At 54.7% G+C, this 13,052-nt stretch carries 11 protein-coding genes; 5 read left to right on the top strand and 6 right to left on the bottom strand.

Annotation, left to right across the window (positions count from 1 at the left end):
* The first annotated feature begins 360 nt into the window (after positions 1-360).
* From OHL21_RS22110 to OHL21_RS22100, 3 genes are all read left to right on the top strand, one after another.
* Positions 361-1,761: a sigma-54 interaction domain-containing protein gene (locus OHL21_RS22110; protein WP_263419474.1), complete on the top strand. Its 1,401-nt coding sequence runs from the start codon at positions 361-363 to the stop codon at positions 1,759-1,761.
* Positions 1,758-3,254, top strand: a complete 1,497-nt coding sequence (locus OHL21_RS22105) for a hypothetical protein (RefSeq protein ID WP_263419473.1) — start codon at positions 1,758-1,760, stop codon at positions 3,252-3,254. The genes OHL21_RS22110 and OHL21_RS22105 overlap by 4 nt, the downstream gene beginning before the upstream one ends.
* Positions 3,255-3,892: 638 nt before the next feature.
* The gene (locus OHL21_RS22100; protein ID WP_263419472.1) at positions 3,893-4,852 is read left to right on the top strand and encodes a helix-turn-helix domain-containing protein; all 960 of its coding nucleotides are present in this window, start codon (positions 3,893-3,895) and stop codon (positions 4,850-4,852) included.
* A gap of 128 nt (positions 4,853-4,980) precedes the next feature.
* On the opposite strand, the gene OHL21_RS22095 is transcribed toward OHL21_RS22100, so the two are convergent.
* Both OHL21_RS22095 and treZ read right to left on the bottom strand, forming a co-directional pair.
* Positions 4,981-6,117 (bottom strand): glycosyltransferase, encoded by a 1,137-nt coding sequence (locus OHL21_RS22095; RefSeq protein WP_263419471.1) that lies wholly within the window; start codon positions 6,115-6,117, stop codon positions 4,981-4,983.
* A gap of 208 nt (positions 6,118-6,325) precedes the next feature.
* On the bottom strand, positions 6,326-8,212 hold the full coding sequence (treZ, locus tag OHL21_RS22090) for a malto-oligosyltrehalose trehalohydrolase (RefSeq protein ID WP_263419470.1): 1,887 nt from the start codon (positions 8,210-8,212) through the stop codon (positions 6,326-6,328).
* 192 nt (positions 8,213-8,404) lie between these two features.
* Here treZ and OHL21_RS22085 point away from each other — a divergent pair, with 192 nt between their 5' ends.
* Entirely contained in the window at positions 8,405-8,908 is a 504-nt protein-coding gene (locus tag OHL21_RS22085) for a hypothetical protein (protein WP_263419469.1), read from the top strand.
* 345 nt (positions 8,909-9,253) lie between these two features.
* Here the strand turns inward: OHL21_RS22085 and OHL21_RS22080 are convergent, their stop codons facing one another.
* The 4 genes from OHL21_RS22080 to OHL21_RS22065 all read right to left on the bottom strand — a co-directional run bounded on the left by OHL21_RS22080 (position 9,254) and on the right by OHL21_RS22065 (position 12,194).
* Entirely contained in the window at positions 9,254-10,177 is a 924-nt protein-coding gene (locus OHL21_RS22080; RefSeq protein ID WP_263419468.1) for a dienelactone hydrolase family protein, read from the bottom strand.
* Positions 10,178-10,313: 136 nt separating this feature from the next.
* Entirely contained in the window at positions 10,314-10,523 is a 210-nt protein-coding gene (locus OHL21_RS22075; RefSeq protein ID WP_263419467.1) for a dodecin family protein, read from the bottom strand.
* Between the two features lie 176 nt (positions 10,524-10,699).
* Entirely contained in the window at positions 10,700-12,001 is a 1,302-nt protein-coding gene (locus OHL21_RS22070; RefSeq protein ID WP_263419466.1) for an erythromycin esterase family protein, read from the bottom strand.
* Positions 11,988-12,194 (bottom strand): hypothetical protein, encoded by a 207-nt coding sequence (locus tag OHL21_RS22065; protein WP_263419465.1) that lies wholly within the window; start codon positions 12,192-12,194, stop codon positions 11,988-11,990. The genes OHL21_RS22070 and OHL21_RS22065 overlap by 14 nt, the downstream gene beginning before the upstream one ends.
* Before the next feature lie 67 nt (positions 12,195-12,261).
* On the opposite strand from OHL21_RS22065, the gene OHL21_RS22060 reads away from it, so the two are divergent.
* Positions 12,262-13,026 (top strand): YbhB/YbcL family Raf kinase inhibitor-like protein, encoded by a 765-nt coding sequence (locus OHL21_RS22060; RefSeq protein WP_263419464.1) that lies wholly within the window; start codon positions 12,262-12,264, stop codon positions 13,024-13,026.
* Positions 13,027-13,052 lie beyond the last annotated feature (26 nt).

Below are 13,052 nucleotides of genomic sequence, written 5' to 3'. Positions count from 1 at the left end.
TCACTCAGGCCAGTAGCAATTGCCGATCCAAAAAATCGGATCGTTTCGCCCCAAAGTGTTTACGGCTGTATACAGTTGTGTCTCAAAGTGGGGCCGGGACAATACACCAAGGCGGGCGTAGAAGAAGAAGGATGAATACGGACCGAATCAATCCTTCTTCGCTCTCGTTCTCGCGCAAAGTTGCATCTGAATCCCGATCTGGAAAGGGTACGTCGGTAACTTACTTAAGTTGCAGTAGATTTATCTCGACGAATCCGGAAAATGTGGCTCAGAATACAAGCCAACATTTGTGCACTGGAAGCGTAGGCCCACATTGCCCGAATTGAGAATCGCTCGCACGAAGATGGGGCACCAGCAAACATGATTCGAATTGGACTCTTTTCAAATGACCAGACGCTGCCTTCACTTCTCTCATCTGCTCTTGGTAAGGAATTCGATGTTATCCAGGTCTCCGTCAATGACGAGAATCCGAGATATCCGGGAAAACCTCGTTATGAGGTGATTCTTCTGGATCTGGACTCGGTGCCGGACTCGCTGACCTTCTTCCAGAAGGTGTTCGCGTCGAAGATACCGGTCCTGATTCTCTCGAGCGATGGCCTGCGCTCCACTGCCACCGATCTTGTCCGGCAGGGAGCTTATGGCTATTGCCGCAGACCGCCATCGATTCGCGAACTGAAGACGATGCTCGTTCGCGCCCACGAGGGTTCTGCGCTGCGGCAAGAGTTGTCAGATAGGCAGCATAGCGAAGAGATGGAGAGCCGGAGCCCGATTCTCGGCGCCAGTCCGCAGATACAGCGTGTCCATGAATTGATACGACGGGTATGCAACATTCATGCGTCCGTCCTTATTACCGGCGAAAGCGGTACGGGGAAAGAGCTGATCGCAAGCGGCATCCATAACTTCGGGTCCAGGGCAGATCAGCCATTCATTGCGGTCGCTTGTGGCGCTATTCCGGAGAATCTTATCGATACGGAACTCTTCGGTTACGAAAACGACTCCTTTACGGGGACGACGGAATCATCGGTCGGCTATCTGGAACTGGCAGGCGAAGGGACTCTCTTTCTGGATGAGATCGGGGAACTGAGTCCTGCTACCCAGATAAAGCTTCTGCGTGTTCTTCAGCAACGTGAGTTCAGTCGCCAGGGCAGTACAGAACCTATTCCCCTGAAGGCCCGTCTCGTGTTTGCAACTCATCAGAATCTTAGCGACATGGTGGCTCGGGGCACATTTCGCCAGGACCTCTATTACCGCATGAATGTTATTCGGATAGATGCTCCGCCGCTACGCGAGCATCCGGACGATATTCCCGCGATCACAGAACACCTCTTAAGGAAGTATTCGAAGAGCTTCCGCAGCCCGGTTACCAGAATCGAGGAGGATGCGATGTCGATGCTCCAGGCCTATTCCTGGCCTGGGAACGTTCGTGAGTTGGAAAACGTAATCCAGCAGGCGATTATTGTCGCGAATGGGGAGAGTATTCATCTGGAAGATCTGGCTTCCAACATCCTGGAGGAAACTCTTGTCCATATGGACGATGACTATCATCCGGGGGGATCCTTTGAACGGCAGCTCAGAGACTATAAGGTTAAGCTGGCGACAACTGCACTTCGTGAAAGCAACGGTAATAAAACGCTGGCAGCGCGCAGCCTGAATATCTCCAGAGCCTATCTCCATCGGCTGCTTCGGATCGGAGAAGCGGATGACCTTATCGATTCAGGGATTTCCGCTGAAACGGAGTCACCTGAAGCAGGCATGGCATGAGCGAAGGGACGGCCGTCATCACGCAGGTCAAGACCGCGAAGGTCTCCTATCTGCAGCGGGTGCTCTCCTTTCCTGTCATGCTGTCTGGTCTTCTTGTTGTTCTGGCTGTCCTGACCGTAGGGGAACGTTTCAACGACCCTGACATGTGGTGGCATCTAAAAATGGGGAAAGTTATTTGGGAGACCCATAGCATCCCACACACGGATCTCTTCTCCTACACGACTGGCCACCATGCTTATATCCCTCACGAATGGCTTTCGGAACTCTTGATTTACGGCGCATACCACTGGAGAGGCTACCCAGGCCTGATGCTCTGGCTGTGCTTCCTTACCTCGGTGTTACTTGTCTCCGGCTACTGTTTGTGCTGGTTTTACTCGAAGAACGCCAAAATAGCATTTCTGGGATCGCTGACGATCTGGCTGTTCTCCACGGTAGGTCTTGCGATTCGGCCTCAGATGGTTGGCTACTTACTCCTGGTTTTTGAGCTATTGCTTCTTCATGCTGGCAGAGCCCGTAATCCGCGATGGTTTTTTGCCCTGCCTGTGCTCTTTGCCATTTGGGTGAATGCTCACGGTTCTTTCTTCCTGGGCCTTTTCGTCGCGGTCCTGGTACTCGCCAGTTCGTTTCTCGATTTCCGGGCAGGGCTGCTGACCTGCCGGCGTTGGGAAGCGAGCAGGCGGAAAGCACTCGCATTCGCGATCGCGTTTTCTATCGCTGCGCTCTTCCTGAATCCGATTGGTCTGAGCCAGATCCTGTATCCCGTCGATACGTTGCTTCATCAACCGATCGGTCTCAGCCAGGTTGAGGAGTGGCAGGCGACGCAGTTTTCCGGGGGGCGCGACTTTGCATTCCTGGGAATCATCGCTCTGATCTTGTTGCTGCCGGCTATCCGCCGGACAGAGCTGTGGTGTCAGGAGTTGCTTTTGCTGGCTTTGGGAGCTTGGCTGGCCGCCAGCCATCATCGCATGCTCTTTGTCTTCGGTATTCTGGCGGCACCCATCCTGTCGCGCCTGTTAGCTACCGCCTGGGACAACTATGATGCAGCACAGGACTTCCCAGGAGCCAATGCAATCCTGATGGCGGTCTCCCTGCTTATCGTCTTCCGGATGTTTCCGTCGCAACGACACCTGGAGAATCAGGTGGAAGCCAGAAGTCCGGTCAAGGCCGTACAGTTCATCAGGAGCCATCATCTTCCGGGCCCGATGCTGAATGAGTACGTATATGGTGGTTACCTCATCTGGGCGTCGCCCGAGAACCCCGTATTTGTAGATGGCCGTTCCGATGTCTTCGAGGCCACGGGCGTTCTTGCTGAATTTGCCGATTGGTCTACGCTGCAGGCCGATCCGAACAAGCTTCTGGCAAAGTATCGAATCAACTTCTGCCTCCTGCAGCGACACTCAGCGATGGTGCCGGTACTTTCTCTCATGCAGTGGAAAACCGCCTATTCCGATGACATCTCCGTCGTCCTTGTTCGAAATGAACAGGATCACTAGAGCATTCCCTGTTGTTGGGTATCCGGGAAGAGGAGTGCAGCGGCGTTTTCATTGCGGAAAAGGCCCATTCCTACAGGGAAATACCGTAATCGCATACCGCGAATGGGTCGTCGGGGGACACGGTGGTGCTGCAGCCTGTTGCACAAAGTTAACAGTGGGGTAAGGAATCCAGACCTCTACCTTACCGGCGGCGCCGTGCCGAACCATTCTCTGTACCGGTTGAGCCCAAGTGTTTTGATTACAAACCGGAGATCTCTGAATATCTGCTTGCGATTTCGCCATCTTCCGATGCATCTGCGGACCAGGGAGCATACTGATGCTGGCAGCAAGATCTCCGAACCGGCTTTCCTTGCGCCCCTGGGGTTGGGCTGTAGCGGCCATCCTGCTTCTCACAGCACATGGACTCGATTTCTATTTCCTGCGGCATATTGCGCTGTCGTCCACAATCGCTTCATGCTTGATCGTCCTCGCTGTAGTGAAACATCTGGGAATCCTCAGCTCGCTCTATGCCGCACTTCGAAGGCGATTTTCAAAGACCAGACCTTCCCGGTAAGGGTAACCAGGAAAATTGGTACATACGATCAGGCGGGAGCTCCGTCTTTTCTTTATGATTCGTGCGAGGTGAGGAACCTGGCGCCATGCACAACGAGGATGGTCACGGCACTGTAGATCGTCTTTCCGCAATTGTGACGAACTCCCTGGACACACAGGCGAAGACGGAGGATCTGGCGCGTTTGGCTTACCAAAGCCGCACGCAGTTCCACAGGCTGTTCCGGGCAGTAGCGGAAGAGACTCCGGGAGCCATGCGGCGAAGGCTTCGGCTGGAAAGGTCAGCCTACCAGTTGGCGCATACCGGCATGTCGGTCACGGATGTCGCCTTGGATGCCAACTTCGGTTCGCTGGAGGCATTCTCGCGAGCTTTCCGAAGGGCTTTTCGGACCTCTCCCAGTCTTTACCGCCGCATGCGCGATCCGCACTTCCACCTGCCGTCATCCAACAAAGTTCACTTTCTTGCGCCCGGGTCCCCAACAAAAAGAGGAGGAGATATGGATCTATTCGATCGCTTTGCAGGTAACGATTCCTGGCATACCCGGCGTTTGCTGGAGTATGCGAGCACGTTGACAGAGGAACAATTGGACCGGCCGTTGCCCACCGTGGTCGAGCTGCTGCCATGGCGGGAGTCGAATAAGACGTTGAGGCAGCTGCTGGAGAACATCATCTTTACGAAGGAGGTTTGGACCGCGGCTCTTTCCGGCGCCGAGATGGACGTGAACGGTCCTCCCCAAGAGCAGCGCTCTCCGCAGGCGATGTTACAACGCCTCGAAAAGACCGATGTAGAACTGCATCGCATTTTGTGCGACGTCCGCAATCGCTCGGCCTGGGACGATACGTTTGTCGATGCTCTGTGTGAGCCGGCAGAGACCTTTACCTTTGGTGGTGTCTTCGCTCACATTATGACCTTCAACGCGCATCGCCGATTGGTGGCTCTGGATGCTCTGCGCCAACTCGGAGTTCAGACTGAAGGTTTTGGCGATCCCATGGAGTATGAAGAGAGCGTAGCGCCCTGGGAGCGGCACGTCACTGTCAAAACCCCATGAACGGATCTCGATAGAGTATTTCCCTATAGGCGTAGAGTAGCGTTTTCCGCATCTATGGGTGTTTTCCGCAATGAAAACGCCGCTGCCTCCTCTTCCGGGATACCCGGCAAAAGGGAAAATACTCTAGGTTACTTCGAAGGCGCTTCCGGGTAAGTACGGTTCTTCCAGCCACCGCCGCGGCCCATGTGGTGATGAAATGCAGAGGCAACAGTGGCGCCCAGATAGAACATTGCGATTCCTGGCAGCAAGGCTCCCCATAGAGGAGACCTGCCGTAGCGCCGCAGCGTCGGCTGAAAGGCGATTGCCATCATCAGCCACGCCGCTGCAGCAAGCGCTCTTGTTAGACCGTGCCCGAACAGAGTCAACGGCACAGGCGCCATGTACAGTAATCCCATCCCCGCAACGCAGCCCAGTAGCATGAACGGAGAATGGCCTAGCTGCACATAAGCAGTACGCGCAATCATGTTCCATACCTCGCGCCAGTCCGCGTAGACCCGCAATGATCGGGCCAGTTCGGCGTGTCCCAGCCAGGTCTTCCCTCCTGAGGACTTGATCTGGAGAGCCAGAGCACAATCGTCGATCAGATGGTGTCGAATGCGGTGCACGCCGTCGATCCGCTCAAGAGCTGTGCGGCGGATAAGCATTGTGCCGCCTGCTGCACCGGCCACGGCACGACCCGGGTCCGCCACCCATGCAAAGGGATAGAGCATCTGGAAGAAAAAGATGAAGGCGGGAATCAGAGCCCGTTCCGCCGGCGTGCTGCAATGCAGCCGCACCATCTCCGAGACGAGATCCTGGCCGTTTATTTCGGCCTCGTAGACCAACGTTGCTACATGGGTAGATGCATGCTCGATGTCCGCATCGGTCAGCAGGATGTAGTCGGAGTTTTGGGCCTCCGGCTGCATCAGGCCCTGGTGGACAGCCCATAGCTTGCCACTCCATCCAGCCGGAAGAGCCTGTCCTGAGACGATTGTCAGCCGTCCCTGATTCGGCAGGGAGGCGGCGATCTTCGCTGTGCTGTCAGTACTGTTGTCATCGACGAGGATGATGGAAAGCTGTCCTCGATACTCTTGCGCGAGAAGAGAGCTGAGGCTGCGTCCGATATTTTCAGCTTCGTCGCGAGCCGGCACAACGACCGCAACCTTCGCATTGATGAAAAATGTCTTGTCCTCTCGCAAGACAGGACCGGAGCTCCAGAAACGGCCATGGAATGCAATCAGGTACAGCCATGCGGTACAGCAGACAGCGGCAAGAAAAATGATCATCGGTTCGATTTAGAGCAATTCTCCTAATACTGTAGCTTTGGATAACTTTGCGAATGCCATTTCCTTAGCTGGAAAACGGCCCCAAAACAGCCAAAACTTACCCAAATACTCCTCTACACCTTTAGGAGAATCGCTCTATTGTCTCGCGAACTGGTGTGATGGCGGAATGTGCTGTTCCAATGCTGCAGAGACTATATCGCCCAAGCAGTTATGCCGCCGCCAGCAGAATTGCTGCAGGACCGCTAATCTCCCAACCGCTTTCGGTAATTGGAAAAACGACAGAAGATCCGCCGTACTCTGGCCGTTCACTGTTCCAGATCATCGTCCACTCTGTGTGCTCAGGAGGTGCTAGCAAAGGCTCAGGAAGATATTCCAGCTTGAGCGTTGGCCCGAGATTGATAAGGAGAAGGCGGTCCAGCCTCTGTTGCTCGTTCTCTCCGAAGTAGCGCAGCACAAAACAGTCGTCGGACAGTACGGCTCCGTCGAGCGTGCTCTGGTATTGCCGGGCGATGGATGGATCTTCACGCCTTAGCTGCAGCAGATCGCGAAAGAATGTGCAATACCGCGTCGCCTCCTCCGTCGTTCGGTCTTCGTGTGCAAGCTTGCATTTCTGGAATGTTTCCGGGCTTCCCGGATCCGGAACAAGCTGCGCAACATTCTCGGTATCTCGAATGGAAGGGAACTGTTTCAAGAATGTCAGCCGTCCGCATCGGACTTTGTCGAGTATCTCAGCCTTCTGGTCAGAGAAATAGAGGAAGGGACGCTCCGTGCCGTATTCCTGTCCCATAAAGAACATGGGAGTTCCCGGCGTAAGCAGCCAGTAAGCCGCCATCGCACGATACATTCCAGGGTTGCTCTGGGTCTTGGGCCGGGTTCCAAGGAGTGTATTGGCTACCTGGTCGTGGTTTTCCAGAAACGTAATCCATTGCCACGGTTTAACGCGCCGGCAATCAGTCCCGCGCGCTGCTTTTTGCCAGCAATAATATTGCCCCTGGAAGAGAACGCCATACTTCGCAGCCGAGATAAACTCCTGAGGTTTCCCAGCGTGGTCGCTGTAATAAGCTTCTCGTCTGCCGGTAAGCCGAACGATCATGGAATGATGGAGATCGTCATTCCACATGCCGTCGAGTCCATGTCCGCCTTCGTCAACCGGCTTAAGTTGATGGGCCCATTGACGCTCGCATTCGCTGATCAGAATGATCTTTCGATTGCCGGCGGCTTCTCGCGCACGCTGGCTCATAGCGGCGAGGATATGCTCCTCACAATGCCCGGAATCTACGATTGCCTGTGTTGCATCGAAACGTAAGCCATCGAGCCGGTACTCGCGAATCCATGCGGCAACATTTTCCAGGAAGTAATCGCGTACGGAATCGTTGTCGAAGTTCGGAGCACTTCCCCAGTCGCTTGCCTGCTTTGAGAAGTACTGGCGGGAATATTCTCCGAAGTAGTTCCCATCGGGACCGAAGTGGTTATATACGACATCGAGAAGAACAGCCAGACCCTCCGTATGAGCCGCATCAACCATATGACGGAGGTCGTCCGGGCGGCCGTATCGATGATATGGCGCGAAAAAAGCGACACCGTCATAGCCCCAGCCGAACTCTCCAGAGAACTCATGGACCGGCATAATCTCTAAAACGGTCACACCAAGATCGCGAAGGCGTTTGAATTCGCGCTCAGCAGCCCGATACGTGCCCTCCTGCGTGAACGTACCGAGATGAAGTTCGTACAACACCTGTCCGGCGAGTTGGAAATCATTACGGGGCCATTCGCGGGTGGTCCAGGGATAAGAGGAGGGATCGATCACCTCGCTCCAGCCATGTGGTCCTTCCGGTTGAAATCGCGATGCCGGATCTGGGAAAGGTCCACGACCATCCACAACATAACGGTAGCGGCATCCCGCCTTCAGCCCCGGCACTTCCAACAAAAAATGCCCCGTCTCCTCCTCTTGATCCCGCAAGGGATGGCGCCTTCCGTCTTCCAATAACAATTCGACCTGCTTGGTATGAGGCGTCCAGAGATGAAATTGAACGCCTGCAGGGTTAACTGTTGCTCCCAAAGGAGGCTTCGTAGATCGACTGATCGAATCGCGCATCGCCCTACGTGCGATGCAGTCATCCGGAAAAGTGCTGCCTGCCGTCTCGCGGCAATGTTAGAGCAATGAATGATCTCGGTCGGAAGCCAGGCTGCATCCAGCCTCCTCGTGAGCTGTCAGCGTTACTATGCGTGGTCTTCCACCTGGTTGAAGGTTGTACACTCATTGGCAACGATCAAGCAGGGAGGTTGCATGCATATGCGTCGTGCCTGGATGAGGACGGCTGTGATTGCTGTTTTTGTACTTGCTTTCGGTTGTGTTACTGCCTCAGGCTTCGCCCAACGAACCGCCGAACGTCAAATTATGTTCGTCTGCGAACACGGGAATGTGAAGAGCCTTATGGCGGCCTCGTACTTCAACCAAAGTATCCGCGAGTTCAATCTTCCATACCGCGCTGTGGCGCGTGGGAGTGCTCCCGATTCGACGACTGTGCCCGCCGTCATCGTGCAGGGACTGGAGCACGATGGCATCGATGTGAGCACTTTCCAGCCCATGAAGGTCAGTGCGTCTGACATTGCCTCCCCGGTCCATATCATCCTGATCGGAACATCGTTACCCGCTGGTCTGCGGGCGAGTTCGAAAGCCCGGATTGAGCAGTGGAACGATGTTCCGCCAGCCAGTATGGATTTTGAGGCAGCGCGAGAATCTCTCAGGAAACACGTCCGGGAATTGATCGCGAAACTTCCCAGGCGCTAGGGCACTTTCCTGTAGGTGTGGAGTAGGGCTTCCGCATTTACGGGTACTTCCGCAATGAAAACGCCGCTGCACGTCTCTTCGGATACCAGCAACAGGGAAAATGCTCTATCCGAGAGGATGCAAGATTCTCAAAGGAGTAGCACGGTCTTCCCTCGGCAACGATGGGTGGAGCAGCGGGCTTCAGACCGCTGATTTGGGCCGCATAAATGTCGGGCTTTAAGCCGTGGGGCTTCTCTACGGGGCTACGGGCAAAGCGAAAGGCCCAGGCCCAACGCCCGCTCATTTTTAAAGGCTGTAAACCGTGGGATGTGAAGCCCACGGCTCCCACCCGTTCTCTTTAACCACTTATGCGGCTCGAATTTTGTTCGTGCGACGGCCAAGATACCATTCAAACCACTGTTTGGATACCAGCGCGGCTTCTTCCAATGTTCCAGGTTCTTCGAAGAGATGTGTTGCGCCTGGAATAACCTGAAGCCGCTTTTCTCCGCGAAGCTGTTCCAGCACTTTGTGATTTAGTTTCAGTACGGTCGTATCTTCTCCTCCGACCAGCAAAAGAGTCGGTGTATAGACTTTGCTCAGTGCCGGCCCGGCAAGGTCAGGTCTACCGCCGCGAGAGACAACAGCCGCTACTTCACCTGGAGCTTCCGACGCCGCCGCCAGAGCGGCAGCGGCTCCAGTACTGGCTCCGAAATATCCGAGCTTTACCTCCTTGATGCGTGGCGCTTGAGATATCCAGGATGTTGCCTGAACGAGGCGCTTCGCCAGAAGGTCAATATTGAACCGCAGATGTCCTGTTTCCCGGTCAGAAGATTCTTCTTCCTCCGTCAGCAGATCAAACAGAAAAGTTGCGATGCCTGCACGCTGCAGCACCTCGGCGACAAACCGGTTACGCGGACTATGGCGACTGCTTCCGCTGCCGTGAGCGAACAGGACAATGCCGTTCAGATCTGCAGGGATCGCCAACTCTCCTTCCAGCGCGACACCAGCTACAGGAATCCGCACGTTTAGCATCTGTCGGCTCTGCTTGCCCTGACCGTACGCTTCCTCAACACTTCTTCGGTTGTGACTCGATTCTGAGGTGCCGTGATCTTCGTACGTCGCAGCACGATGTTTTCCCTGGCCCCATGCAGCCTGTTCCTTCAGCTCCGCATTGCCTGAGGGAAGCGGACCGGAGGCTGGGTAAACTCCGGAACCGCTTACGTCATCTTTGCGGCCTACGCCTCCGCCTGGCAGGCCGTTGTCCTGTCTTTCATCGCGCGGGTCACTCATCTTCCCTCCTTCTTTTGATTCCTGAAAATTTCCTCATCTTTATGAAAGTACTTTTCAGAACCAAAGATCCAGCTGGTGAACTTCAGATGGAAAACGCTCTAGAAGTCTGACTACGCTCTCAGTACTGGCACGGAGATTACGCCGCATCATCCAAGATGAACGTGACTTTGAGAATCACTTTGTAGCTGGTGATCTTTTCCCCTTCAACCTCCACTTCTTGTTCTTTCACCCATGCGCTCTTCACGTTGCGAAGCGTTTTTGATGCCCGGGCGACACCATTTTTAATGGCGTCTTCGAAGCTTGAGCCCGAGGTTGAGCTGATTTCGACGATACGCGCAATTGACACGGGAACCTCCTCTTTACGTTTGTCGCTAGAGCATTTTTCCTGTAGGTGTAGAGTAGGGCTTTCGCATTTATGGGAGTTTTCCGCAATGAAAACGCCACTGCACTCCTCTTTCGGGCTACCCAGCAACAGGAAAAAAATGCTCTGAACTTCGATACACCTCGCTGTTAGCTACCTGCTCAGAGTGCAAAGGGATACGTCTCTGGAACCTCGCCTGTCTCTGATCTACTTGCGAGTTCGAATGGGATTAGAGCCATCGTGCGATCCATATGAATGACTGCATCGAACTGTCGAGACAGCCGGCTATGGAAATAATGACTGACGCGTTCTGTCTCCGGCCGGTAGATGACTCCTATGGCTCGTTCGAGATGCGGTTCATCCAGGAGTCGTGAGACATGCTCATCGTGGAGTGAGAGAAGAAATCCAGAGATCCCGGTCTCATGAAAGAGAGCTTCGAAACTTCCCTTCAGAGCCGGACGAACAATCTTCCGCTCTGCCGGCCCGTCCCATTGGGAAGCGGCCGTCACTTCACCGGAGTAGGTCGTAAAGCCAATGAGAAATACGTCATCGGCATCATGCTCACGCATGAGCTGGCCCAGATTGTGTTCCCCATGAAGCGCCATCTCGGTTGCGCGGGCATCTCCCAGATGGGAATTGTGAGCCCATACGACTACTTTTCCGCCTGGAACATACTGGCTTAGCCAGAGAAGCGTCTCTGCCATATGCTCATCGCGCACGTTCCAGGACTCAGCTCGTCCAGCGAACATCGACCGGTAATAGCGCTCGGCATTCTGCACGAGCCTGGCATTCTGTTCGGCAAAGAGATAGTCGTCTGGTGCAACACTGCCGTGGCGCGAAGTACGATCCAGGGTCCAGCGACGCATCTCGATCAGTTGCGCCACAACTTCCTGCTCACAATCCTCCGTCAATCCAAAGGCCGCAGCGTAACCATATGCCTGCGTATCTTCTCCGAAATGGTCGAAGCACGCATACCGGCTTCGCGCACGCTTTGCGGCTTCAGGATCTGCGCTGTCGAGATATTCAAGGACCTTCTGCATCGCAGTGTGCATGCTATAGAGGTCCAGGCCGTAAAACCCAACGCGATTCCGGTCTGTTTTGCCGCGATTGAATTCAGAGAGCCAGTCGATAAACGCCAGGACATCGATATTGCGCCACATCCAGGCGGGAAAGCGGCGGAAATCATTGAGAGCAGCTCGCGCATCTTTGTCACAGCTTCCTCCCTGGAGAAAGCTATGCACGCGGGACGTGTCCGGCCAGTCGCCCTCAATCGCAACGGCGCTGAAGCCCTTTTCTTCAATCAATCTTCTGGTGATGAGGGCGCGTTCGCGATAGAAGTCGTGTGTCCCGTGCGAGGCCTCTCCGATCAGAACCAGCTTGCGATCGCCGATCCATTGCAGAAGAGGATCGTAATCGTTGTCCTCAAATAGGAGGGGAATTGCCGCTCGATTAATAGAACTCATAGCTCCTGACATTTGCCTCCTGTTGGAATGCCGCCTGCAGCTCGCGTAGATTGCGCACATCGAACAATCGTGAGGGAATATTCCAATTCAGGCTCTCTCGTTGAATGACAGCTTCGATGCTCTCTGAGCAGATCTGTGGAAGCCAAATGACCTGGTTGGTTGCGACTGTTCCGCCGCTCGCAATCGCTCTCATGGCGAGCTTCTCCTGCCATTGGGTTTAACTTGGGAACAACGAAGACGTTGAGTAGAAGGTTGAGGGGATGGGCTACCTCATAAGCGACGACGCCGTGTCGTCGGGAAAACATGACGGCATTTTCCAGGCCCTCCAGTCTGGAAACCTCCTGGGCGAGGAACTGGCCATCGTGTCTGCGATCCTGAAACATCACGGATCATCCTTGAGCTTATGGATGCCGTCTAAGCAATTCTCGATGCTCGCCGCGGAAGTTGTTGCGGGCGGGTCCATGCCAGTTTGCAACATCTCCAATAGCCGTGAGCAACGAACAAAAGACTGCTGCGTTCAAAGTAAAGACAAGACTGATATCCCGGAGGCAATACCGATGGAAATGAAGAGTATGGCGTTTCGGGCAGGTGGACCGATACCAAGCCGGCACACCTGCGAGGGACAGAACATTTCTCCACCGTTCTCCTGGACTGGCGTGCCCGCGGGGACCAAATCGATGGCCCTGATTCTTCACGATCCCGATGCTCCCCGCCAGGATGGGTTCACGCACTGGGTTCTCTTTAACATCGACCCAACCTGCCGCGAGATCGACGAAGATATTGCAAATGATAGAGATATGGCGGGACTAGGAATTCAGGGGAAGAATGATGGCGGCAAAATTGGCTATATGGGACCGTGTCCTCCTTCGGGGCGTCATCGCTATATAGCGAGACTGTATGCTCTGGACACGATACTCACCCTGAACTCCGGTGCTCTCCGTCAGGACGTAGAGTCCGCAATGGAAGGACATATTCTGGCTAAAGCCGCTCTCATGGGAACCTATGCGAAGCAGGCTGCTGCGTGAACCCGGCTCCGACAGACAAGGCCAGG

The sequence above is a fragment of the Terriglobus albidus genome, assembly GCF_025685425.1.
Classification (GTDB): domain Bacteria; phylum Acidobacteriota; class Terriglobia; order Terriglobales; family Acidobacteriaceae; genus Terriglobus; species Terriglobus albidus.
This window is presented reverse-complemented; position numbering and strand designations above follow the sequence as displayed.

Bases quoted from the DNA above. Each gene is read 5' to 3' on its own strand.
- OHL21_RS22070 (WP_263419466.1), bottom strand. From the start codon at position 12,001: ATGAGTTCTATTAATCGAGCGGCAATTCCCCTCCTATTTGAGGACAAC.
- OHL21_RS22080 (WP_263419468.1), bottom strand. From the start codon at position 10,177: ATGAGTGACCCGCGCGATGAAAGACAGGACAACGGCCTGCCAGGCGGA.
- OHL21_RS22110 (WP_263419474.1), top strand. From the start codon at position 361: ATGATTCGAATTGGACTCTTTTCAAATGACCAGACGCTGCCTTCACTT.
- OHL21_RS22065 (WP_263419465.1), bottom strand. From the start codon at position 12,194: ATGAGAGCGATTGCGAGCGGCGGAACAGTCGCAACCAACCAGGTCATT.
- treZ (WP_263419470.1), bottom strand. From the start codon at position 8,212: ATGCGCGATTCGATCAGTCGATCTACGAAGCCTCCTTTGGGAGCAACA.
- OHL21_RS22100 (WP_263419472.1), top strand. From the start codon at position 3,893: ATGCACAACGAGGATGGTCACGGCACTGTAGATCGTCTTTCCGCAATT.
- OHL21_RS22095 (WP_263419471.1), bottom strand. From the start codon at position 6,117: ATGATCATTTTTCTTGCCGCTGTCTGCTGTACCGCATGGCTGTACCTG.
- OHL21_RS22085 (WP_263419469.1), top strand. From the start codon at position 8,405: ATGCATATGCGTCGTGCCTGGATGAGGACGGCTGTGATTGCTGTTTTT.
- OHL21_RS22105 (WP_263419473.1), top strand. From the start codon at position 1,758: ATGAGCGAAGGGACGGCCGTCATCACGCAGGTCAAGACCGCGAAGGTC.
- OHL21_RS22060 (WP_263419464.1), top strand. From the start codon at position 12,262: ATGGGCTACCTCATAAGCGACGACGCCGTGTCGTCGGGAAAACATGAC.